Here is a 23,116-nt window from a genome sequence, read left to right on the forward strand (position 1 = left end):
GTTGCAGTATCGGACGAAGTATATATGCCTTCCAAAATTACGGGCTTTTTCCCTGTATGATAAAAATTCATCCAAGCAGACCACGATCCAGTTCCTCCGATATTCGGTGGATTGCCGGTCCTAAAAGAAATCATCCCGTTCGAATACCCCGAGACAACTTGTAGAATTGTATCGCCTCCACCATGCACTACAAGCATTTGGCCGTAATCGGCCCCCGAAGGAGCGTTAACCAAATTGTCCCAAAGTCGGTAAAACCCCGATATCGTAAAGTTATTTAAGTCGGCCCCGCCGAATGCGTCCCCCGTTCTCTGAGCAAAGGTAGACGCATGTATCCCGTCCAATGTATCCGCGTCTAACCCACTTCCCGCTCCATCAACGGTTTTAAGCCACGCCAGAATATTAGCAGGCGTCTGCGCATCCGCTATACCCTGTTCCATTTTGTTCGCCAGCGCAGCGGAGAACGCCGTTCCCGGCTCGTATACCGTCCCCGGCGCCGGAATGAGCGTTATCGTCCCGTCTCCGTTGTCTTGCATGGTGTAGGTTAACGGGCGTTGCACCGCCCTGTCTTTCCAATCTGTCGGATCATACGCCATTAATATAATTCCTCCCCAGCGCCGCAAGTGAACGCGCCGCAGTATCTGAACTCCTTGACGACGTTACCCCACAATTCGTAAATCAAGAGCAAATTTTTCTCCAAGCGGATTGCATCGCGGAATCCGAACCCACGAACGGCAGCCGACCAATCCGTAACCGGCTGTTCCCAGCCAATCGGCTCGTAAAAGGCGTCGACAATCGCTCGCTCATTCGATTCAATCCGGTTCAGTTCGTCGGCGAACTCGATAGTTTTCACGGTCCGGCCCGTCTTCGTGACAATCTCCACGGTATAGCCGTAGGAAGTCAGAACGTCGGCGAGATACCTTGTGTTATTCTCTACCCGGTCAAGGTCGCCAAAGTTATACCTATCGCTTGCCGTCCAGTTTGTACGCGGCTCAATCCAATCCGCCATTAAATCGCCCCCCTCGTCAGCGAACGGCCCCGGAGAAATCCCGCGTAATTGTATTCCTGCCTCGTTATGCGGCTCTGCTTCGTCTCGTTGTAGCTATTCTCCACTTCCACAAGGTCGCCGCATTCAAGCGCGGGATTCTGCCGCCAATTGATCTCGTATATGGCCCGCTTCAAGTTCTCGGCAAGAAACCAATTCGCCACGGCCTGCGCGTGCGCTTGGCTGCTGATTAAGGTATTCTCTACCTTTAGCGTTTTTCCACCGGCTACGGCTACGGTAGCCACGGCCACCCCCGCCACGTCAACCCCGGAATAATAGTTAACCTCAACGCGGGTAACGAGTTCTTCAAGGTTTATTTTTGGCTCCTTGTAGATATTGTCGAAGTCCAGTGTATCGACGGAAGCGCCTGCCGGTAGCTGCTCAATAATCAACTTGTCGTACCGGTCAACACGCACGACGGACATACCGGCCAAAGCGATCATTTGCAGAATTTCACGGCGCGTAAGCGAATCATAAACGCCTTGCGTCGTAATAGACGAAAGCGCCGGGTCGATCTCGTAGCGTTCGACGCCTGCCCCGGTAAGGAGCGCCGCCGTGAAGTCGTAAAGGCTCATACTGCCCGACGTCAAGTTCGTTATTTCCTCGTCCGAAAGGAAGTCTATCAGGTTCCGGGCCGTGAAAGTCGTCGTTAAGGCCCCCTCGTCGCTCTGCCAATCGCTTAAGTAATAATAGCCAAGAGTCAAATATTCGAAGCGATTCGGCGCAATCATGACGCCAATCTCCGTATGAACCCGCTGCCGCTCCGCCAAATACGCATAGCTACCGGTCGGATTGAGTATATTAAACTCCCGGCTGGAATTGTCCACGACAAATTTCATCTCCGAGACGGGCAATGCCGCACTTGTCGGGTCGATTTCCTCCGTCACATCTACCCGGATCAATTTATTGTCTTCGTAGACGCGGACAACGCCAAACGTTACTTCGATCACCTTCGCCCGGCGGTTCCCTGCGCTCCATTTCGATATAGAAACCGTAACCCGGTTGTAATCGTTAAGCTGTTTTTCAAGGACGTACTGCGCCAAGGTATTACCGGTAACTGTATCCGTATATATAACAGTTCCGCCGTTATAAACGTTAATAACAAAGTCCGTCGCACATTCCCCGGTAGGTGTGTCAAAAGTCACGGTAATACCAATGCTGGAATGCGTTTGTCCGAAAGTATAGTCGAGTACTTGCGGAACCGAAAACGATCCGTCAGCGTTTGAAAATGCGTCCGAGTACCATCCCACCTCATAATCAGTTTCGGAGGGCTTCGGCGGCAGGACAAACGATCCGTCCAGCTTCCAGTAATCAGGCTCAAACGTGGCGTAAGCCGGGCGCGTTAGAATACTGTCTTTCGTCTCTTGCAGCCGACTAAACCCCGCCACTTCACTCGTTACCGTAACGGCGGCGTCGCCGGGAGCCGTAACGTCCGAAATGTTGAACGACACCCGCGCCCTCGTCGTCCGCGTTGGCGCGTAAACCGCTGTTTTAAACTCGGGGCTTACGTTCAGCACGCGCACCGCCTACCTTTCGATAATGTTAAATTTGAAGTCCTTCCAACGGACAACGCCGTTCAGGAAGTCTAGCGCTCCCGCCGAACGATCCCCGGCGTAAAACGTCTTTGTCGTCTCCCCGAGTTCCGGGTCGATATACGTTACATTGAAAAAGTTTTCGGAAGTGTAGGAGAACGCCCGTTGTATATCCTCCTGCGTCATAAACTTCCAACCAAGCGATATTTTCCGCTTATAGGTTATATGTTCTTTCAGAATGTCGCCCCGCGCGTTACGTTCGGCATTCGATATTTCCGATACGGTTACGGAATAGTCGGAAGGAGTTGGCAGCGCCAACCCCTGAACCTTGATTAAATGAGCCAAGCCCACTCCCCCTAACTCGTAATGATCCGCATGCCTTGGCGATTCATTTCCCGCACCAGCGACGGTAGGAATGCCCGTGCAAACGTCGTGCCGTCGATGTTAAATATTGCCTCGGTAGGTTGATTCGTGTTGCTGTTGCCGCCAGTAAGCTGCATTACACTCAACATGGCCGTGCCCACTGCCGATGTAATCATGTTTTGCAAATCTCCGAGCGGCGCCACGACTTCACGCTGCGTCTTATTGTCGCCGATCATAGCAAGAAACGGGCTATTAACGTCGGTAATACCGCCATTAGCCAGCTTCGGTATGTTCGGGACGTCGAAGCCGAAAGAAAACCCGTCGGTAATCCCCGGAATGGCTGGCACATCAACGCTTAATCTGTCCAAGCTGTCGAGAAATTCATTAATGAGGTCGATAACCCGGTTTACCGGCCTTCTTATTACGTCGATAAATCCGTCCCACACTTCTCCGAGCGTATCTCCCACGCCTTCCCAAGAAGTGCGCCATGCGGTCGTAAATGTCGTCCTAATGTAAGTGATAAAGTCATCGAACCGATGTTCATCTGTAACGACGGAGACAATATTGTTCCATAGGCCGCTTATGTCGGATTGGATATTCCCCCATGCTTCGGTAGCGCCCGTCCTGATATTCCCCCAAACGGTCGAGACGCGAGTTACAACGTTATCCCAAGTTACATGTGTTTGAAGGCCATTCCACCATTCGGAAACGGTCGTTTGAATCTGTGACCATCCGGTCGCCGCGCCGGTCCTAATCTCCTGCCATACTTGGGAGGCTCGCTCCGTCATTCGGTCCCATTGGATGAATGTTAAAAACATTTCCCAAGCAACCTGAAGCGTGATCCCGATTTCCGTCCATCGGGTCGCTGCGTCGTCCCTTATGTTCCCCCATATTTCCTGCAATCGGCTGCGGATGTCGCCCCACCAGTTGCCGGTAGCCTCCATTACGTCGCCCCAAGTTTCTGCTGCTTTGTCCCGGATGAAATATACAAAGTCGGTGAACTCGAGTTTTGTCGGATCGCCGTATGCGGTAATATCGGCTTTAATCTGCTGCCACGCTTCCGACAAACGGCCCTTGAAGTTCGCCATTGCGTCGCCCCAATCGCTATTAATCAGGTATACGACACCATTAATGATGTCGTAGAAGCCGGAAATGGCTGTTTCTCCGCCTTCGAAGAATTGTTCAAAGTTGCCGGAGGTAATACCGTCGAAACCTTTAATAACGCCCGCCAAAACGTTTAGGGCGCCCGCAGCGGCATATGCAACGCCGGTGATAGTGCCGGTATGCTTCCAAGAGAAAAATTCAAGTAACCGCTCGATAGCCGGATTGTCCGCAACCTCTTTAATCGAATCGAGGAGATTATCGAAAGCTTCACGCACTTTTTCAATACCATTTTTGATTCTGTCGCGGGCCTCTTGCGGGAAGATGCGGTCGAGAAACGACTTAATTTCCTCAGCCATCTTTTGGAACTTCTCCGATATGCCTTGCGTTCCATCGTCCGTTTCTTTAAGCGCCTTATTAACATCCGTCACAAGCCCCGCGCCAACACCGCCAGCAGTTCCTCCAGCAGTCGCGCCGGTTGCCTTGGAAATACTGTTGATCTCGTCGAATCCGGCCAGTGCGCCTGTCATGGCTTTAGCGGCGTCGGCTGTCTCTTTTGCCGCATTGGTAGCACCTGAACCGATCGACGAAACGGCATTCGATGCTTGCGTAGCAGCTTGGGCTGTTGCTTCAAAACTTGTCCCGAAAAGCGCTTGTGATAAGTTTGCCAGCCAGCCTAATGCGTCAGCAATTGCTTGGCTGAATGCCGTGAGCGCCGGAAGGACGGCATTATAGATCGGTTGAAAAACCTGTCCAAGGCTCAAACGCATATTTTCAAGCTGTGCGATAAATCGAGCCTGGCGAACGGCCGTATTATCGACAAGTTGCGTCCCGTACAGAGCGGATGCCTGTTCAAGAATAGCAAAGTGGCGAATAAGTCCTTGCGTCTTAAAATCGATTTGATCCCACGACCGGCCGTTCGCAAAGTCCCTAAATGCTTTAGTCGATTCGATCATGGAGACACTGATTTGAATACCTAGGTCCTCAATCGCGTCGGTCTCGCCCCGGAGACCGGAGAGAATACGTTCGTTTACGTCCGCGAGACTACGGCCCGTTCTGGACTGTATGATCGTCGAAGCCTTTAACAGGTCTTGCGTAAAAGTCGCGAGTTGTGCCTTGCTCGATGCGAAATTTCGTTCCATCGTTGCATATTGTGCGGCGAATTGAGCAAATACGAGTCTGCTCATACCTAGCGCTTCCCGATTGGCATCGCCCCATGCAAAAAAGCTATCAGCAGCTTCCCCGAGTTGCAGGTTAAGCGTGCCAATAGCCGATTCATATTTTATAGCGTCCTGCAAGGCTGCATTAAGCCCAAGAGTGCCTATAGCACCAACCAATCCCATGAACGCATTTTTCAGCGTAGAGGCCGTATTTTTTAGCTCTACACCAAAGCTAGCAACGTCCCGTTTGACATTGTTCAGTTCTTTGTTGATGTTTCGCGTACTTTGCTTAAGTCCATCGTCCATGCTGGAAAGTTGCTTTTTAACTGCGGCCAGCTCACGCTTTAGCGAGGCCGTCTCCGCCGAGATCAGTATTTGCAGCTCCTCGATCGTCAGCGCCATTCTTCTCACCTCGCTTTCTCTTGCTGTAAGCTGCAGCATGTTGCTCGATGCGAGCCTTCATAATCCGCCAATCCTGCTGCTTAGGCGTAGCGGTAAAGTCATCGAAAATGCCAGGATATAGTTCAGAAATGCGTTGAGCGGGAGCTTTAGATCCAAAAATACGAGCAACGTTTTCCGCAATATGGTTAGCCTGGTGACAAGCAATAACCGCGGAGTGTTGGAGCTGGCGCCGCTCTTTTTCAATTAACCCTTTGAGATAAGAAGAAGCATCCTTAATGCTCATGGCGTAAAATTCATCAGGCTTAACACCATATTCGCAGGCGTGCATAAACAACCTCTCGACTGCATCTCGTACCATGAAAAGTGGCGCCTCGCTGAGGGATCCGTCAGAGGTTAGGCGTTCGTTCCCTCCGTCGTCCCCTTCGGGAAAAAACCCGCCTTCTGGAATACCTCCATAAGCACCTTAATAAGTTCGACCACGTTTCCGCCCTCAGCGACAAACTCATCATAAATCGCTAAAGTCTGGTTGAAATTCGTTCCGTGGTTAAATTGCTGAAGCGAGGCATGCAGGATCTGCAGCAAGGACGTGATTTGCGGAAAGCTACCGGACCGCTCCATTTCCATCAGCACCATAACCGGATTCATCCCACCGAGTTGCTTTTCGAGCTGAACCGCTTGCGCTGCAGGAAGGTAGAGTTTGTACTCTTTCAAGCCGACGTTCAAAATTGTAAACATTTGCATCTCTCCTTTTGGACATGAAAAAAGCACCCTCATGAGGAGAGTGCTTTATCATCGTATTTTTAGATTAGACCGGGTCAGTGATATCGATGTCGCTTTGTAAATAAAACGTCGCTGTGAATTGCAGCGCACCATTTACCGCGGTCGATCCCATTTTCACATTTACCTGGGCATCGAATTCGTGCTTCGTACCGTCTGGATATTCCAGAGTAAATGAAGCAGTTTCCCCGGATTCCTGCAAACCTTTCAGAATGCGGAAATTAGAAGTTGCACTGCTGTTGTCATAAAGGAACGTAAAAGCAAGGTCGCCATAATCTTTTACCCCCGGAATGTACTGGCGTACGCTGTTGGCCAGTGTCGTTACGTCCACTTGCTCCGGATCTCCACCCATCTCCGGGACCTCTAGCATATCTTTAATTTCTGTGGGAGTAGTAACCGTCGCCGATGTATAGCTAAGTTTCGTCCCTTTAGAAAGAATACCGCTCATTTAAAGGATCACCTCTCATTGATATACTAAATTTGTCCTGCTATCGACGATTCCGCGAAAGCGCATCGTCTTGCGTTTCAAACCGCTCGGATCCGGCAGGTCAGCCGACAGGTCCCGCCGCAGACCCATTTCATTCATTTTCTCGTTAACCACCTGCGCGATTGGCCCCGTGGAACGGTCATGCCAGATATCGATCTGGAAAACAATCTCTGTCAAAACTCCCGGAATAGCCGGCTGCCCCTCTCGATTGGACTGCTCGTAGAAGGCAATATGCGGGAGCTTGGAGAAGTCGGATGGATAGAAATCGGATACGTGCACACCCTCAATCGATGACAGCTCGTCGCCGATAATCTTCTTCGCATCAAACATCAGCTTTCGCCTCCTAGTCCCTTAATCTTCTGCCGAATCACCGCCGCGACCATCTTCGGCACGATGTCTTTGTTCTGATTAGCGGCTGGGAACAAGAACGGCTGCGCCGGCTGTCCTTCCGTGTAGTAAAAAACACCATCGTCCGTCTCTCTGCGGACAAAATGGTATTTCTCAGCGGTCTTCGCGTCGATTTGGCTTTCGTGGATCCACCAACCGTTATGGCGGTAGGAGAGCTTGCTCAATACGTCATGAGGCAGTTCCCCTTTGTCGGAAGCCATACCGACTGGCCCCGTACCGAACTCCACATACGGCGCGTGCTCAGCGTTCGTGTAAACCTCACCGACGATTTTATCGCCTTCAACCTTAACATCGTCGTTTATGCTGTTCCGCAATTCCCCATCGTTGACGGGAGCCAGCATTTTCGCGTCCCCGGCAACCTTTTTGGCCCCTTGAGCTACTCCGATCTTGAGCGCTTGATTGACGTCCCCGCCTAGCGCATCGAGCTTGGCAAGTAGCCGACTCAAATTCTTTACCGTCATCGTTTCACCTTCTCCAGCGTTAAGACCTTATGCGTTCCCCACGGCTGAATAGATACCAGCTTATAATCCGGATCCCTCCCGGCATCGTATGGGATCTCTACGTACGCCCCGGCGCTCTCCGTGATCGTCTCCGGCCACTTCGTCACGTAGAAGGTTCGCATATAGCTCAACCGCTCCCCGTACTGTTCGGCCATGACACGGCCGCCGGCCGGATAGTCCTTAACCTCAACCGCAACCGGTTCGCCCCAGCCCTCATACGTCGTATAATCTTCGTCCTGGAGCGTCTCACGATTCCGGAATATGATCTTCTTCATATCGCGCCTACGTAGCCGCATTCAGCCTCACCAACTTCACAAGCCGATACTGGCCGATAGTCTGACGGATGGGCAGCGGCAGCTCATCAAAGGAGCGGGAGACGCCGCCCTCACCATGGGAAGTCTGCCCCTCGATGCCCTGCATATTAAAGCGGATAACGGCGATCTGCCGTTGCGTTGGCTCCAATGCGGCTGGCAGCGTAGTTCTGTTCGTCCAAGTGAGCAAATCGGACAGCACATCATCAAGCAGCAGCTGCAATGCCTCGTCCTGGTCCGTCGTGCCGCTCAGCTCCGGGATCATCAGCTTAAGCTTTTCAAGCTGCGTCATACGAACCGCCCTCCAATAGAAAGAGGACGGTTATTCGCCGCCCTCTGCTTCTTTGATTTTCGCCAGAATCTCGTCTTTCTTCGTGGCCTCACCCAGGTCAATGCTATTGGCCTTGGCATAAGCTTTCAGTTCGGTTACAGTCATTTCACCGACCGGCTTGTCGGCTTCTTCCTTCTCGGCCACCGACTCAATATCTTTATAACCCAGCGTCCGGAGTTGCTGGGCCTTTGCCGTTGAATCCGTAATTTTCACGACGTTTAGCAGTTGCAGTTTGTACATCAAATTAAGCCCCCACGCTTACGCGCATCGTTCCGAGCTGATTTTCAGGGATGATGAGATCGTGGTATTTGCGGTAATCGATCTTCCACGCATGCGCCTTTTGGTTTTGCATCGGATCGAAGATGCGGATGGTATCCGTCTTAGAAATACCGATCGGAGCCCGGCGCGGCGTAATGATCCAATTAATGTCTTTCGCTTCTGCAGTCGGTGTGAAGCCCCCAGCTTCCTGTCCAGCGGTTGTGCCATCGTTGAAGACATAAGCGGTCTTCATGCGATCGCCCGCAATTGGGATGATCGGCACACCCTCGAATTTCCGTACCGAGATCACGATCCCGCCCTGACTGAATTCATCAACTTGGAGCTGCTTCAAAACAGATTCGTTTTGGCCAAGGACCCCGAAGGTGTTCCAGGACATCGAGATAACGAGATTTGTCCAGTCGACACCTGTGTTGCCCAAAGCTATCAGATCAGCGTAAAGCTTATTCAATACATCCGTCGGATCAGGCGTATATGTGCTCGATTGACCAGCAGCCGCCAATTTGGTCGCAATTTTGCTGTATCGATAAGCATCGATCTCCGGAATAACCTTTAGACGCTGGAATTCGGACATTACGTTTGCCGCAGCAATGCCGAAATTCGTTTCGTCGACGTCGTTTGCGTCCAGCTGGAATGTCCGGCCGCGATCTTGAGTTAGCGTGTGTGTTTGGTAACCAAACGTTACCGAGCCTTGCACAAAACCGTTGTCCCGGTCATAATCGCCCATACCACTGGTCGAGATTTCCGGGATTTTGATTTCGTTACCGCCGTTGTATTTGACTTGTCCGGCGTTTTCCTCCATCCAGCCGGAAGTCGCTTGCTGGGTAACTTGCTTGTCGAGCTCCGTTTGGAACAGTTTTGCGTATTCGAGTGTGTTAATAGCCATCTAATTACCTCCCAGAAAATTGTTGTTTGATTGCTTCGGCATCTGGCACGGCGCTATTACTCCCGCCAGCTGCGCCTCCGCCCTTCGGCGGTGTACCCTTCAGCCGTTCATTCACGCCGGCCTCGACTGCCGCGCGGAATGCCTTCTCTACTGCTTCGATCGACTGGTTCGTGCTGTCCGCATCGGTGTAAACCAAAATCTCGGCCAAATCCTTCGGCAGCCCCTTCTCGGCCAGCGTCTCCAGTGCAGTTGCCCGAAGCTCCCGGCGCGTGATCTCGCTCTCGCGCTTCGCCAGCGCATCCTCACGCTGCTGCCGCTCATACTCGGCTTTCTGCTCGGCGTTCATCTTGGCTAGCTTCTGTGCCTCGGTCTTGGCCTCTTCGAGCTTAGTCGTAAAATCCTTCTCCCATTTCGCCTTTTCCTTGCCAAGTCGTTCGCCGAGAATACGGTCTACATCGGCTTGCGTAAATGTCTTTTCGCCTGCGCCGCCAGCCGCAGCGCCATCTCCGGCTCCGGCACCATCGCCAGTTGGGCCAGTTGGGCCAGCTCCACCTGCGCCGTCGGCACCGGCGCCGCCTTCTGCGAATGTTTGAAGATCGAGCATATATTTGTACTTGCGTTTTTGCATCGTAAGACCTCCCGTTTTACGCCCGTCGGCTAGGATCCATGCAGCTTTTAACGTCATCAGCACGTTCTGGACAAAAGATAAAGCCGCTCATATGAACGGCTTAATTGTGTATAAGGGTAACGGAAACCTGTGGAATCCGGCATGTGACCGTGGACGCCTGTCGGTTCTTTATGCCGATCTTCGGAAACATGATGTCCGCAAGTTCGATCTCGTTCGCGGCAAACGTCTTGTAAAATACAAGGCTTTCCCTCTCTCCATGCGGCCCTTCACCGAATCCGACCGTACCGTCACTTTGGATGCGGATAAGCAGGTTCCGTTTCCGGCTATGCTCACCGTTATTGATGATCTGATACGGCGCGTTGACCGTCTTAATGCCGTTCGTCGAGTGGTACGCCTTCACAAACACGGTTTGTTCCGTGCCTTGTCCGATGACAACACCTTTCGTACCGGCTGCATTCAAAAACTCGAAAGAGATGTCCGATTGATTGGAGCCAAGCACGAGCGAATCGAACTCGAAAATGATTTCTTTCAGGTATTGGAACCCGATGCCGGTAGCCGCGAACATGTTCAAGAAGCAACTATTCCCCGCACCTGCCGATGCCGTAAGCCGAATACCACCGGAAGATTGATCCGGCGTTACAATCGCGCCTGTTGGCGTTCCCGCCCCGGTAATCGTCAGCCATTCCGGAAGCGCTGTTATTCCGAGAAATGTCTCGCGGATCGTCCGCGATGTTTTCCCGCTGGGCACTTCGCCATTATAACCATGCAAAATAGCCATGCTTTACGCCTCCCCTATCGCTAATCCGAAGGCGTTATCTCCGGCAGCATTCACGCCTTCATAGAACAGATAAAGCTTGTCCTCGTATTCCGTGATCGTGACATTGCGGATGCTCTTTTCGTCCCACGCCCCCGCGCCACCGACCTTAAGAATCTCGTACAGGCCATAGCCCGGCTTGCGCGGCCCGTTGTACGGCGATACAAATACTTTCGACGTCGAATCGCCGGAGCCGGACGCCCACGAGTTTTCGTTGACGTTTGCCCAAAGGCGACCACGCCATTGGAACACGTCATTGACTCCAATTTTCCGCGTCGTGCCGTCTGATGCAATTTCGGCATTGCCAAGGATCGGGTACGGGTCCGTTGTCCAATTGATGCCGTCCAGCGAGTACGAAATACCGTTGTGCGAGTAGTTTGTGCCTCCCATCGAGTGCCGCATGATCCACAATTCATTAAAGCGGTAAACGCGAGCATAGCCGGTATGCCCGTCGCCCGGAAAGTCGCCGTCAGGAATCGTAATCAGCGGAGCCTTAAGGATCGTCCACGTAACCCCGTCCGGACTTGTTGCAAGGCAAGTCGCCTGCGAACGGTAGACGTTCGTGTCACCAGCAGCGTAGTAGTTTTGATGGTAGTACATGTGGAAAAGGCCGGTGTTCTCGTTGTACAGGACGCAAGGCGTTTCGGTTTGCTCTCCTGCTGTCGTATCTACGAATACACGGCCACGGTCCTTCCATGGTCCGCCGGGATGCGGAGCCGTCGCAAGGCCGATACCGCCCGCGCCGCTGGCATGGTCAGTGGAATAATATAGATACCATGTGTCGAGCGCTGCAGAACCCAACACCGACCGCATCTCTACAAGACATGGGAAGTAAATCGGTACACCGCCCGTCCACGACGCCATAGCTTTTGTGAATACCGCTTTCGTGCCGTATTTCTTGAATGTCGGCGGCTGCATGCGTTGCCCTTGTGTTAGTGCGACCGGGTCCCAATAACCTCCGGTACGCTTCTTAACAAGATCAACGTCTTGCTTCCGCCCGAAAACCCGCCCTAAAGGACCATACACCATTGTAAATTCACCCCTCAATGAATAAATTTGGAATAATAAAAGCACTCCCAAAGAGAGAGAGGTGCTAGGTTCCATATTTCTGTTTCCAATCCTCATAGCTCATGCTTGCCGGAACGAGCACGCTGCGGCCCGTCTCCGGATCCGTAGCCCTCCTCTGGATGCCTTCCAGCGTCTCCAGCCCAAAATAAGCCCGCGTCGTTGATCGGCAGTATGGATGAAGGGGAGGCATATTGACTCCAGCTTTCGCCTCCTTCACCGCGTAGACCTTCAAATCATGTTTTCGGCATATCTCCGATGTCCTAGAGTCAAGCGTCGCCAAAAACTGATACTCGTCGACTTCGGCCTCTTCGTAGCTCTCCATCTCCGCGCTGTTGGCCATGTACGTTGTTTCTGTCCGGACAAGTCGGTTTGCCGCGTGCTTGCCGACATTCATTCGTTCTTCCAGCTCGAGTGCAAGCTTTCGTCGAGGTGTGCCGCTCATAAAGCCAGCTGTTAACCTCTCCTCCAGCAGCTTCGCCAGTTCCTCCGTATTCGCCCATACACGCCGGCTAAAGTGCTTGCCGCTCCACGGATTACGGAGGATCTCCTGAACCACTTTCTGCGGCATCGGGTCAAAACGGAAACCTAGTCCAAGCCCGCGTTGAATATCGAACATCGTGCGATAAAACGCCTCATCGATGACATCGACATACCACTTCTCAGTGATTTTAACTTCGATATCGGCAAGCAGCTTCGTCTGCAGATGAATATTCTCCCGAAGCGCCTGGAGCCGTGTGATCCTGGCCCGATAAGCTGCGGAGTTCAGCCGGTTAAGCATCTGTTGCCGGATTGTCGGATCTCTCACCTTTCGCATCTGCTCAGTCAACTCGCTGCGCTCCTGGGGCGTCAGCGGGGTGTTGAGCAGCTGACGGGCTTCCTTTGGGCTCATTCGGCCGTCGCGGGAGTATCGGTTGAAGATCTTGTCGATTTCGGCCTGTATGTTGGCCAGCGCGGCATCGTATGCCGCAGAGAGTGTCCGCATTGTGCGGTCAGCGCCCCGATGGTATTCGGCCATGCGCTCCATTGCCCGCCGATCCCAATATTCGTTACTCCGCTGCTTCATCATCCGTCACGCTGCCCTCTGACCCGCCATCCATCGGCATGCCGAAAGCTTGCTGTTGCTGCTTAGCCGCCTCTTTACGCTGTTTCGCAACGCGCTTCAGCTCCTCTGCCGGATCCTTAACGAAAGAAATCTGCGACAGCAGCGTCTCGTCGCTGACCAGGTCCTTCAGCTGGACGACCACGTTTGCCTTCTCCACGTCGTCAGCCGGCAGCTCATGCGTCATTGTGATCTCGACGTCATCCACATTGACCGCTTTGCCCTTGACGCGCAAGACATTAGCAAACAGCTTCAGCCGCTCGCGCAGCCCCTGAATGAAATACCGGTCCTTCGTCTTGGACAACGTATCAAGGCCGAAAAGCTTGTACCGCATGGCCACGCCGGAGACGTTGGAAGCGAAATTCTCATCCGTCAGGTCCGGAACCATTGAAAACTCATGGATATCGGACTTAATCGCGTTCCGAAGAACTTCTGTGTCAGCTTCGTTAAGAGCCTTGGTCAACCATCCTGCATCGGCGTCCGCGTTCGGCGGAAGCTCCAAAACCTTGTATTTCTTGAGCATTTGAATCGTCTTGGAATACTCGTCTTCCGTATCTCCTAGTGATGCGCCGACAATTTTGAGAATAGCATCAACAAACTGCGCCTTGTCGTTTACCCTATCGCTCTGCAGCGTGTTATAAGCGTCGATCAGCGACAGCTGCTGTTCGAAGTCGCCTTGCTGCTCCTCGTTGTTCCAGAATTCCACGACCGGCACGCCGCCGAAAAAGTGCTCCCGGACATCGATAAGCTCGTAAGCCTCGCTGCTGATATTCTTAACCTCGTAATACAGGACCATATTCTCGGTATAGACGTTTACGGACCATTTGACGATATTGCCGTCGCCGTCTTTCCGCGGATAATAATGCACGCCAAAAATAGGCCTGTATTCGATCGTATCGTCTACAACCAGAAACAGCTGCCGCGGGTCAATCACCGTCGCCTTTGGATAGGGGCTCTCATCGCTGCTCATGTAATAAAGCTCGAGTCCGACGCCGTACATGGACAGGTCTTTCGCAAGCTCCGTGTCGTGGCTTACGATATCGATTTTGTCGTAAACCTCTAGCACAGGCTCAATATTGCCGCCACTATATTTCACCGGATCGCCGACCATGTAGCCCACCACAATGTCAGTTATGTACTTGGCGTGATTAGCCACCAGCCGATGATTCGGCAGCCCGGTATCCGAGTCCATAGTGCGATTTAGGATCGGATGCTTGCCGAGATAATACCGTTCCAGCTCATTCAGCCGCGGGATACTTTGCTGGTGTTCCGCAATACATTTTCGAAGCACGCTTGCCGGCATGTCGTTCCAGTCCGCTACCAGATCCCGATCTCGTATAATCGCCATTATCTCACCCCAATCTTTGCTTTATTGCCAACCTTAACTTTCGCTTGCTTCATATCAGCCTCCAGAGCGTACCGGACAGCGTCAATGCTGTGGTTGTCCCTATCCGGATAACCGGCCTTCCAGCCGCCATTGCCGTCCGGATCGAGCTCGTATCCATCAAACTCCCGCGCCGTATTCGGGCAGCGGACCGGGTCGATCACGATCTCGTTTAGGTCTTCGAGAAACTTCATGCCGTGGTCTACGCTGTCCGGTCCCTTCTTGGCGCCGATCGCATTGACGCCCAGATTCCGCAGCTCGTTAATCGTCCGCGGCTCCGCGCTATCCGCCGTGACTGGACGGTTTGCGGTATTCTCCGTCTTGATCGCAGCCGCAAGCGGTCCGTTTGCCAGGCCGGCTTTATGCAGCTCGTAGAAAATAAAAAGACGCCTGCGAGTGGCGTCAAAATGCATAACCGCGTAATGTGTCGGGTGCGCGGCAAAACCAAAGTCGAGCCCCCGCTTAATCCGGTCGAACGTCGCGATCTCCTCATCGCTGATCCGGCGCAGCGTAAGGTTATGAAATACCTCGCCGCCGGTTCCCGTGTCCTCTCCGAGATATTCATGCCGATAAGCCTGGTCATTACGGTCTCGCAGGCTCTCAGCCTCAAGGAAAAACTGCTCACCAAGCCAATGCCTCGGCACGCTTCGGTAATCGCTGTGATGAGTCAGCCAGTCCCGCGGAGGGTTCTTGCGATACTCATGCACCCAACGCTTACGGCTCTTCGGCGGGTTATACGTATAAAACACACGGTAGCCGTCGCCGCCGCGGAGCAGGGTCTGGTTGATCGAGCGGATATCCTCGACAGCAAATTCATCTGCCTCCTCATACCAGACGTATTTAAAAAAGCCCTTGCGAAGACGCAAGGACTTAATCTTTATTGGGTTATCTGCACCCCGGAAAATAATTTTTTGGCCGGTCGGCTTGTAAACGATTTGCATCGGCGACACCCGTGCGTCAAAGAGATGCGAGACGCCAAGTTTATCAATCGCCCATTCGAACGACTCATAGACGGATTCACGCAGCGTGTCTTTGACCTTCCTGAGCGCAATTGCATTGGCGTTAGGATCCTCAATCAGCCCTAGTATGATCTCCGTTGGTGTAAACGAAGACTTCGTCGAACCGCGCCCGCCGCCTAACAGAAAATGCGTCGCTTCCCCGTTTTTGACGGAATGATGCACACCATAGAAGCCCGGAGCGATAAGATCAGTCAACGCGACTTGCATATCGGTACAAGCCTCCTTTCTTCGACATATGTACAAAACCCGGGATTTTATACAGAAGTCCGAAAGCCTGATTTTGATTTCCGGCCATTTTCGGCCTTCTCAGCTGATTAACCTTGCCTCATTACGAGGTCGGAGGGGCATATAATCATGCAAAAAGTACAAATGGCCCATTCTCGCAAATGCTCTCTATTACTCCGATTTTCTCGGTATATTGTCAATGATTTGGACGACTCCCGAACCTTCAATTTGCTGCTTATCGGTCCACATCGCAAAGCGTTTGCCAAGAAGCTCAAGCGCTTTAATCTTGTCCGCAAACCGAACCTCTCGCTCGATCTCTTCGCCGTACTCGCCTGGCCGCGTCTTAACCTTGACAGAAGCAATCGCCGCCGTATCGTCCTTGGTAGCATCAACCCGTACAGTCGCGTCACCCATATCCACCAGTTCAGTCGGATCCACGAAAGCGATCCGCGCCAGTTCCCGGATGATTCTTTCCTGATTAACGCCCGTTCGCTTTGACAATTCAGCCATTCGCTCATCGATGTACGCGCGAACCTTCGGATTGCTTAACAAAGCACTTCCTTGCTGCTCAGCCGAATTCGTGCTGTAACCGGCTCTGATCGCTGCCTGTTTGGCATTGAGGTCGATCAGATATTCGTCAGCGAAACGCTGCTGTTTGGCCGTCAATGCCATACAACCAGCTCCTTTCTGAAAATAGAAAAGCACCCGTTAGGGTGCTTTGTGCTTATTTGGGTTCAAGTATTGTGTCAAGAACCGTCTTGAACGTTTTTGCTACAGCCTCATCACTTAGAAAAAGCTCTAAGTACTCTTTTCTATGATTCGACGCATTTGCTATTACCGCTCCTTTTGCCTGAATCACTGCTTGGGTTATTTCTGCAGCCAGTTCATATTGAGTTTTAGCCATGTGAGTCACCTCCCCTTCACCAATATTTCGGAAGATACTTCCATTTTCCTTCCGAATATGGTATAAAAGGAGTAGGCCTAGTGGGAAAGCATCCCCCGGGCTATTTCTTTTTCCCGAAATCGCGTCCTACGCATCGCGGCATGCTGCGCACCTGTTTAATGCCAGTCCATCTGCACCATATGCAACCAACGCACCCGGCCGGCTGCTTCGGCGGTTCCGGCTCATCCAGAAGCTTTTTATTTTTCATTGCATTCATGTCATCACCTTCTCGTACCGTCTCGGCCACCACCCTGACCATCCAATAGACGTTAACCCACGCAAAAAGGCCGCCCAACGGGCAGCCCTCCTGCAATCACCTACATATCGACAATGCCATAATATCATGATTTATAAAGCCAAAAGTGCAAATATAGTGCAATCTTAATGCCATCCCAATTTAACGGCAATCGAATTGATAATCTCGTCTCGCCAGTTAAGGGCAGTCCTACGGCTTATATTAAGCTCCAGCGCAAGCCCATCCCAAGTTAAGGTCTGTGGCCGGGTCCAATACCGTTTCTCCACAAGGCGACGCTTATCGTCAGGCAAGCGCTCCACAACCCATTCAATTGCCCGGGTTACATGTTGCATCTGCTCCAGTTTGGTATGGCTCGCAAGCAAAGTCGCTGTCCTGCCTGTCGGATCTCCGGGCAAACTGCTTCGCCCGCCACCGGCATTCTCATCATCACTGGTTTTCCCGTGCAAGATGTCATTTTTCAAGCGGACAATTTCTCTCATCGTCTCGTGATAAGCGTAAAGCTCAGACTCGATATGCTGAAAAGTTCCCCGCCTTAATTTAATTGTTTGGTTGCTCATTCGTGTTATCCTCCTCTTGGATGCCATAAAACAATGCTGCGTCTGTCTTGTCCGTCGTTATGATCGCCATGCCGTCCCACTGCTCCCGGATCTCCTTCGCTTTGGCCTCGACGGCCTCGCGCTGCTTCGGCGTCAGGCAGATAAACATCGCTTCCCGATAGTGCCGCTGCGCTGCCGCGTAAGCCCGGCTATGCAGGACGTTCATCTGCACCCAAAACTTCTCGTTGGAAAGGGATTTAAGTTTCTGGAAGATTCGCCTTTGCTCCTCTGGCGTCATGCTACTGCACCTCCCTATACTGCCCGATCACGTAAACTCGCCCGTCGCGCTTCCAGTCCACGTCTCGAATCTTGATAATGACCCCCTTCGTGCCGTCCGGAAACGCAATCGGTCCGCCGATTCGGTAAGCCTGATTCGGGCCTGTCATTGCTGCCCGAAACGGGATTGCTTTGCCTATCAATTTACCTCTCATGCTGTCTCCCCCTTGACCTTATCGATTCTCGCCTTGACTGCCTCCATCAACGCATCCTGCCCGCTCGCTTTACGCTCCAGTGCCGCGACCGCCTCCTCGTCCATGGTCCCCTCGGCCACCAGACGCATGATAACAATCCGCCGGGTCTGCCCCTGTCGGTGAACGCGGGCATTTGCCTGCTGATCTTCTTCCAGGCTCCAGATCTGGTCGTACCAAACAACGGTTTGACAACTCGACTCCTGCAGGTTAAGTCCGTGGCCGGCTGACTTCGGATGCAGAAGCAAAAGCGGTATTTCGTCGTTATTCCAAGCCCGGATATCCTCATTCCCGTCTTTGCCCTTCCGCAGCGTTCGTGCTTCCGGAAACCGGCGCTGGATCCGCTCCAGGCTGTGCTTGAAGTTGTAAAACACCATGACCGGTTTTCCGTTCGCGGCCTCGATGATGTCCTCTAAGGCATCAAGCTTGGCGACATGGATCTCTTTCACGCCGCGGTCCTCGTCGTACACAGCTCCGCTCGCCATCTGCAGGAGCTTGTTCGAAAGAACGGCTGCCGTCTGCGCGACGACGTCGGCGTCGGCATATTCCAGCAGCAGCTCGCGCTCCAGTTTCGTATACAACTCCCGCGCCTTGCTCGAAAGCTTAACCGGTACAGTCCGGTCAATCCGTTCCGGAAGCTCCAACCAGTCAGCCGCCTTCATGCTAACGGCAATATCGCTAATCGCCTCGTAAATCCGTTCTTCGGACTCCTTCTTCTGCCGCCAGTTATAAACGACATGGCCGCTGCGCTCGCCTGGAGTAAAATATCGATCGCGGAAGCCCGTTATCGTCTTACCAAGGCGCTCCCCTTGATCCAGCAGGTATACCGGCGCCCATAAGTCCATTAGGCTATTCGGTGCCGGCGTACCGGTCAGGCCAACAAGACGACGGATAAACGGCCGGACCCTGCGAAGCGCCTTGAATCGCTTGGATTGATGATTTTTGAAACTGGAAAGCTCATCGATTACCACCGTATCAAACGGCCACTTGCTGCCGTATTCTCCGACAAGCCATTCGACGTTTTCCCGGTTGATGACGTAGATATCTGCCTCGGCTTTTAATGCTCGGCGCCGCTGATCGGCACTCCCCAGAACCTTGCTGATTCGTAGATGCTGCAGATGATCCCATTTCTGGATCTCCCGCGCCCAGGTATCCTCGGCCACTCGCAGCGGCGCGATGACCAGCACGCGTCCGGCTTCGAAATAATCGTTCAGCAGCTGATCGATCGCCGTCAGTGTGGATACCGTTTTGCTAACCTAAGCCCATCTCCAGCAGTAACGCGATATACGGTGTGTCCAGGATCCGCTGTGTGGCGTACTGCTGATACTGGTGTGGGATGAACTTCATTTGGCATCACCTCTCTTTTTCTTCGCATGCCAAGCTGCATGCTCACTCTGGGATGCAAATACTCTTAGATTTTCAGGACTAGGATTTCGCTTGTTTTCGTTCTCGTGATGGACGACTTCCCCTGGCATAAGTTTTCGACCAATCTTTATCTCTGCTACAACCCGATGCAGATGACGGCCGAATAGTTTAGGGTAAGACTTACCTTTACCCGTTCCCAGCCGTGCATTTCTGATTTTTACTCTGGTACTATAAGTCATCCGAGTTGGATTCAATTCGGCATTCATCATTTTCAAATTACAAGTACGATTGCAAAAATGGCGTGAAGCCTCAAGATATCTCGAATAGGCAGGTCGTTCAATGGGCGATCCACAGTAGGCACACACCGTAATCATTACTCGCTTCCGCCCTCGTTGTTCAATCTTCAAGGCTGCTCACCTCGGCTATGAAACGATCGATGTCTTCGTCTGAATCGATCTTGTAATGCCGGTGCCCCATTCCAAGCAACGTCTTCTGCCATTTTCGCTGAAGCGGCTCAAGCGGTTTACCTGGTGCTTTTAATTCGGCGTATACGGTTCGACCGCCGGGAAGGATAACTAATCGGTCCGGGACACCTCGGTTTCCCGGAGATACCCATTTCGGCGCCTTCCCACCAATACGTTCCACCGCAAGCCTAAACTTTCGTTCCAGGGTAGATTCTCTCATGTTGTTCCCCTTTCTCGGGGTTGCCGATTTTGCCCTCACGCACGCGTACTGCGTTTTTTCGCGTTTAACCTATATTGCCGTGGTCGCTATATATAGTTAATTAATATATTTCTTATTAAATGGATTTTACGGCAACCTCGGCAACCACAGCCCGCAATTCCTTGATATTACTAGGTTTGTCGGGTTGCCGTGCCTCGGCAACTTTCGGCAACCTCGGCAACCACTCTCGGCAACCTCGGCAACCTCTCGGCAACCGTTCACGGCAACCTCTCAAAAACGCGTTGAACGCCATATCCGGGAACCTTTGCTTTCCCTTTTCGTTCAGCCCAGCCCGGTATGTGGCGTAAAATATCCATTATCTCCTTTGCTTCCCAAGCTCGCATATCGCCTTTTTTCTTCCCCAGGCATTCCACCCATATCTGGGCCGCACAAATGCGCTGCCGCAATTGTCCGGATGGCCGGTCCAGTTCGTCCATTTCTTCCGACTCCAGCCATTCCTGTATAAGCCCCTCCCGGGGATCACTTTCCATGTGCGAAGCTTGCTGCCGCTCTGCCGCCTCCCGGGCTTCCCGATCCAGCTCCAAGGATTCCCCCGCCTTAAACCAGCTCAGCGCCTCCGCCCAGATTTGGCGGACAAGCGGCTCCGTCAGATGGTCCCAATGGCTGTATGCTGCCCGCGCCGGATCCACCTCGATCGGCCAAAAGCGGCGGTTCCCGGTCGCATCCCGTAGAAACTCCCGCGTATTCGTCGTGCCGAAGAAAACGCATTTCCGCGGAAACTCCGATACCTGCCGGTCATAAGCCACCCGGTAACGGTCTTCCGTCTTGGACAAGAACGCCTTGACCTCCTCGACCTCCGTCTTCTTCATGGCCGACAGCTCGCCGATCTCAAAGATCCAGCCGCTCTGCAAATGCTCGCCGGCTTCCTTGTTTTCGAATGTCCGCAAGCTGTCGCTGAACCACTCCCGGCCAAGCTTCGCCAGCAAAGAGCTCTTGCCGGCCCCCTGCGGACCGACGAGAACAAGCATCTGGTCAAACTTGCAACCTGGATGATACAGCCGCGCAACGGCCGCCAGCAGCATCTTCCGGGTCGCCTGGCGCGTATAATGCGTGTCCGCGGCGCCGAGATAATCGATAAAGAGACGTTCCGCCCGCGGCACGCCATCCCATTCCGCGCTCTCGACGAATGCTTTGATCGGATGAAACGTATTGCGGTGAACGACCTCTGTAAAAGCGTTCTGAATCGTCTTGGCCGAATTAATCCCGTGTACCTTAGCGAACCAATGCTGCAGGCGCTTATCGTCCGCGCCCAGCCACGGCTCATAGCTTCTCCCCGGTCGCTCGCGGTCCCGCCACGGCAGCGGCCGCCGGATCACCTCCGTATTGCCGAAGGCGTCGTAAGCCAACACGCCGCGCCAAGGGCCGTGCTCGAGTAACAGCTCCACATTCCCAGCTGTCGGGAGGATAGCGCCCGTTTTATGATGGACTTCGAGCTTTTCCTTCCAGTCATCGGGCTCCGGATCCTCGTCGTTTTCCGCCGGCGCCGTCTCGTCGAAGTCGGCTCCCAGCTCGTCGATTTTTAGCTTTTTTACTTCCGGCAGCCCCGCGGCGAAATGCTCCATTGCCAAATGACTCGGCTTCTTCGCATCCGGCGTATGTTCCTTAACGCGCTCGTCCAGATGCCCGAATTTATGCACGCGGACTAGGTCGAACAGGTTATAAGTCCGGCCGTCCGCGATCGGGTCGCTGTCCTGGTGCGAGTAGGCGAGCTCCTGATCCGGATAAATCTCGAGACCGTTTGCAGACGTCCCGCCGGCGTAGGTGTACCGGTTCGGCATCGTCCCCGGGAGATATACCTCGCTCAAAAACCGGTCGATGCCTTCCTCGATCGTGAACGCCCGGCAAAATAGACCGATCGTGCCGAGCTTCTCCCGCGGATCCTGCGCCCGCTGCCCGATCCGCTGCACCGTCTTCGCCTCTTCCGGATGCCGCGGCCACGCCATGACGTCCTGCCAATCCTCATAGAGCGCCAGCATGCCGTCAACGTCCAGCGCATCGCCCTCGTAAACCTCCAACACCGGCTCCGCATCCTTGGAACAAGACGGGAAGAACATCAACCGGTGAACCTGAAACGTCGTCTTATCGAAGTAGGTCATGCCGATCTGCTCCGCCAGCTTACGGGCGACGGCTGTATATTCGTCCGGCGTCATGGTACGTCTGGCGGGCACGATCAACCGGTATTTCGGCTTGTGCGGCCGGTGGCTGTGCGTGGAGTAAACGGCGTAAGCCGTGCCGCCCAGGACGAGCTCAACGGTAAAGAGGAAGTCTTCGTCGGCAAAGTCCGCGTCGAGCGTGAAAAGACTGCGCGTGTCGACGTTCTCCTTCTTCCTCCGGCCGCCGCGGACAAGCCCGCCCACGAAGGCAGGCCCATCCTTTGCTTTTCCCTTGCCGGCGACGTCCATCTTGTCGTATTGGGCCATGGTTTCGTTCGTCCGGCGCACTCTCCGCAGCCGCTCGACGAACTCCTCCCAGGTCAAATATTCCGGCTTCCAGTTCGTGTCGGCGCGGTGTTTGCCGAATGAAATGTCTAGTTCGATGTCGTGCATGTGGCAACCGCCCTTCTAATCTTTTGCTGCTAGTCCTTTGAAACTCTTTTCAAATGATTCCGTTATGTCCTTCCGTGCTTGGGCATAGCCCATCTCATACCCGTGCAGAAAGCCCTTGCTGTATGTTGCTGCCTCCGCGGCGCGCCTGGCGTCCCGCTGGGCTTTGTTCGGCTTCTTCGCTCTCATAGGGCAGCCGCCTTTCGGAATAAATATCAAACGGTGTTCATTTTCTTGGGCATTCGGATTTTCATGTTGAAACTACCGTTTCAATTTCCAATTGATGAAACAAAATAATTATTCCGTCTATAGCGTTTTTCTGATCCTATCTTGAAAATCGATAGGTGGAACCCAATTAAATCCGAACATATCGAAAAAAGAATCATTGC

General features: G+C 53.1%; 28 protein-coding genes and 2 pseudogenes. All 30 read right to left on the bottom strand.

Going from position 1 to position 23,116, the window contains the following annotated elements; genetic code table 11:
- Positions 1–593: pyocin knob domain-containing protein (locus ACFSW5_RS04070; protein WP_379270133.1), on the bottom strand; the 593-nt coding region annotated here is incomplete at its 3' end.
- Positions 593–1,006, bottom strand: coding sequence for a hypothetical protein (locus ACFSW5_RS04075; RefSeq protein WP_379270134.1), 414 nt, complete (start codon positions 1,004–1,006; stop codon positions 593–595). The genes ACFSW5_RS04070 and ACFSW5_RS04075, both read right to left, overlap by 1 nt.
- Positions 1,006–2,559 carry a phage tail protein gene (locus ACFSW5_RS04080; protein WP_379270135.1) on the bottom strand — a complete coding sequence of 518 codons (1,554 nt, stop codon included), beginning with the start codon at positions 2,557–2,559 and terminating at the stop codon, positions 1,006–1,008. The genes ACFSW5_RS04075 and ACFSW5_RS04080 overlap by 1 nt, the downstream gene beginning before the upstream one ends.
- 9 nt (positions 2,560–2,568) lie before the next feature.
- Positions 2,569–2,919 carry a DUF6711 family protein gene (locus ACFSW5_RS04085; RefSeq protein ID WP_379270136.1) on the bottom strand — a complete coding sequence of 117 codons (351 nt, stop codon included), beginning with the start codon at positions 2,917–2,919 and terminating at the stop codon, positions 2,569–2,571.
- Between the two features lie 11 nt (positions 2,920–2,930).
- Positions 2,931–5,600 (bottom strand): phage tail protein, encoded by a 2,670-nt coding sequence (locus ACFSW5_RS04090; RefSeq protein ID WP_379270137.1) that lies wholly within the window; start codon positions 5,598–5,600, stop codon positions 2,931–2,933.
- Complete coding sequence (locus ACFSW5_RS04095) at positions 5,536–5,958, bottom strand: hypothetical protein (RefSeq protein ID WP_379270138.1); 423 nt, start codon at positions 5,956–5,958, stop codon at positions 5,536–5,538. The genes ACFSW5_RS04090 and ACFSW5_RS04095 overlap by 65 nt, the downstream gene beginning before the upstream one ends.
- Positions 5,959–5,993: 35 nt before the next feature.
- Entirely contained in the window at positions 5,994–6,335 is a 342-nt protein-coding gene (locus tag ACFSW5_RS04100; RefSeq protein WP_379270139.1) for a DUF6096 family protein, read from the bottom strand.
- 70 nt (positions 6,336–6,405) lie between these two features.
- A complete protein-coding gene (locus ACFSW5_RS04105; RefSeq protein ID WP_379270140.1) occupies positions 6,406–6,825 on the bottom strand; it encodes a phage tail tube protein in 420 nt (139 codons plus the stop codon).
- A 15-nt stretch (positions 6,826–6,840) separates the two neighbouring features.
- A complete protein-coding gene (locus tag ACFSW5_RS04110) occupies positions 6,841–7,194 on the bottom strand; it encodes a hypothetical protein (protein ID WP_379270141.1) in 354 nt (117 codons plus the stop codon).
- On the bottom strand, positions 7,194–7,733 hold the full coding sequence (locus tag ACFSW5_RS04115) for an HK97-gp10 family putative phage morphogenesis protein (protein WP_379270142.1): 540 nt from the start codon (positions 7,731–7,733) through the stop codon (positions 7,194–7,196). Before ACFSW5_RS04115 ends, ACFSW5_RS04110 begins: the two co-directional genes overlap by 1 nt.
- Positions 7,730–8,047 (bottom strand): hypothetical protein, encoded by a 318-nt coding sequence (locus tag ACFSW5_RS04120; protein WP_379270143.1) that lies wholly within the window; start codon positions 8,045–8,047, stop codon positions 7,730–7,732. Before ACFSW5_RS04120 ends, ACFSW5_RS04115 begins: the two co-directional genes overlap by 4 nt.
- Before the next feature lie 7 nt (positions 8,048–8,054).
- Positions 8,055–8,375, bottom strand: a complete 321-nt coding sequence (locus ACFSW5_RS04125) for a phage head-tail connector protein (RefSeq protein ID WP_379270144.1) — start codon at positions 8,373–8,375, stop codon at positions 8,055–8,057.
- A gap of 30 nt (positions 8,376–8,405) precedes the next feature.
- A complete protein-coding gene (locus ACFSW5_RS04130; protein ID WP_379270145.1) occupies positions 8,406–8,654 on the bottom strand; it encodes a hypothetical protein in 249 nt (82 codons plus the stop codon).
- Positions 8,655–8,658: 4 nt separating this feature from the next.
- Entirely contained in the window at positions 8,659–9,576 is a 918-nt protein-coding gene (locus ACFSW5_RS04135; protein WP_379270146.1) for a hypothetical protein, read from the bottom strand.
- A 4-nt stretch (positions 9,577–9,580) separates the two neighbouring features.
- Positions 9,581–10,204, bottom strand: a complete 624-nt coding sequence (locus ACFSW5_RS04140) for a DUF4355 domain-containing protein (protein ID WP_379270147.1) — start codon at positions 10,202–10,204, stop codon at positions 9,581–9,583.
- A 100-nt stretch (positions 10,205–10,304) separates the two neighbouring features.
- Positions 10,305–10,982 (bottom strand): hypothetical protein, encoded by a 678-nt coding sequence (locus ACFSW5_RS04145; protein WP_379270148.1) that lies wholly within the window; start codon positions 10,980–10,982, stop codon positions 10,305–10,307.
- A 3-nt stretch (positions 10,983–10,985) separates the two neighbouring features.
- Positions 10,986–12,122 carry a hypothetical protein gene (locus ACFSW5_RS04150; RefSeq protein WP_379270149.1) on the bottom strand — a complete coding sequence of 379 codons (1,137 nt, stop codon included), beginning with the start codon at positions 12,120–12,122 and terminating at the stop codon, positions 10,986–10,988.
- A complete protein-coding gene (locus tag ACFSW5_RS04155) occupies positions 12,112–13,152 on the bottom strand; it encodes a minor capsid protein (RefSeq protein WP_379270150.1) in 1,041 nt (346 codons plus the stop codon). Before ACFSW5_RS04155 ends, ACFSW5_RS04150 begins: the two co-directional genes overlap by 11 nt.
- Positions 13,133–14,533, bottom strand: coding sequence for a phage portal protein (locus tag ACFSW5_RS04160; RefSeq protein ID WP_379270151.1), 1,401 nt, complete (start codon positions 14,531–14,533; stop codon positions 13,133–13,135). The genes ACFSW5_RS04155 and ACFSW5_RS04160 overlap by 20 nt, the downstream gene beginning before the upstream one ends.
- A complete protein-coding gene (locus ACFSW5_RS04165) occupies positions 14,533–15,795 on the bottom strand; it encodes a PBSX family phage terminase large subunit (protein WP_379270152.1) in 1,263 nt (420 codons plus the stop codon). Before ACFSW5_RS04165 ends, ACFSW5_RS04160 begins: the two co-directional genes overlap by 1 nt.
- Positions 15,796–15,984: 189 nt before the next feature.
- Positions 15,985–16,485, bottom strand: coding sequence for a terminase small subunit (locus ACFSW5_RS04170; RefSeq protein ID WP_379270153.1), 501 nt, complete (start codon positions 16,483–16,485; stop codon positions 15,985–15,987).
- A 52-nt stretch (positions 16,486–16,537) separates the two neighbouring features.
- Positions 16,538–16,717, bottom strand: coding sequence for a hypothetical protein (locus ACFSW5_RS04175; protein ID WP_379270154.1), 180 nt, complete (start codon positions 16,715–16,717; stop codon positions 16,538–16,540).
- 420 nt (positions 16,718–17,137) lie between these two features.
- Complete coding sequence (locus ACFSW5_RS04180; RefSeq protein ID WP_379270155.1) at positions 17,138–17,569, bottom strand: transcriptional regulator; 432 nt, start codon at positions 17,567–17,569, stop codon at positions 17,138–17,140.
- The gene (locus ACFSW5_RS04185) at positions 17,550–17,846 is read right to left on the bottom strand and encodes a hypothetical protein (protein ID WP_379270156.1); all 297 of its coding nucleotides are present in this window, start codon (positions 17,844–17,846) and stop codon (positions 17,550–17,552) included. Before ACFSW5_RS04185 ends, ACFSW5_RS04180 begins: the two co-directional genes overlap by 20 nt.
- 1 nt (position 17,847) lies before the next feature.
- Positions 17,848–18,039 carry a hypothetical protein gene (locus tag ACFSW5_RS04190; RefSeq protein ID WP_379270157.1) on the bottom strand — a complete coding sequence of 64 codons (192 nt, stop codon included), beginning with the start codon at positions 18,037–18,039 and terminating at the stop codon, positions 17,848–17,850.
- A pseudogene (locus ACFSW5_RS04195) lies at positions 18,036–19,422 on the bottom strand (SNF2-related protein). Before ACFSW5_RS04195 ends, ACFSW5_RS04190 begins: the two are co-directional and overlap by 4 nt.
- Positions 19,419–19,814 (bottom strand): HNH endonuclease, encoded by a 396-nt coding sequence (locus ACFSW5_RS04200; RefSeq protein ID WP_379270158.1) that lies wholly within the window; start codon positions 19,812–19,814, stop codon positions 19,419–19,421. The pseudogene ACFSW5_RS04195 and the gene ACFSW5_RS04200 overlap by 4 nt, the downstream one beginning before the upstream one ends.
- Positions 19,815–19,836: 22 nt before the next feature.
- Positions 19,837–20,124 carry a VRR-NUC domain-containing protein gene (locus tag ACFSW5_RS04205; protein ID WP_379270159.1) on the bottom strand — a complete coding sequence of 96 codons (288 nt, stop codon included), beginning with the start codon at positions 20,122–20,124 and terminating at the stop codon, positions 19,837–19,839.
- Positions 20,125–20,239: 115 nt separating this feature from the next.
- Positions 20,240–22,730: pseudogene (locus ACFSW5_RS04210) on the bottom strand (VapE domain-containing protein).
- Positions 22,731–22,745: 15 nt separating this feature from the next.
- A complete protein-coding gene (locus tag ACFSW5_RS04215; protein ID WP_379270160.1) occupies positions 22,746–22,916 on the bottom strand; it encodes a hypothetical protein in 171 nt (56 codons plus the stop codon).
- Positions 22,917–23,116: the final 200 nt, after the last annotated feature.

This window comes from Paenibacillus thailandensis, from assembly GCF_042685365.1.
In the GTDB taxonomy this organism is placed as follows: domain Bacteria; phylum Bacillota; class Bacilli; order Paenibacillales; family Paenibacillaceae; genus Paenibacillus_AP; species Paenibacillus_AP thailandensis.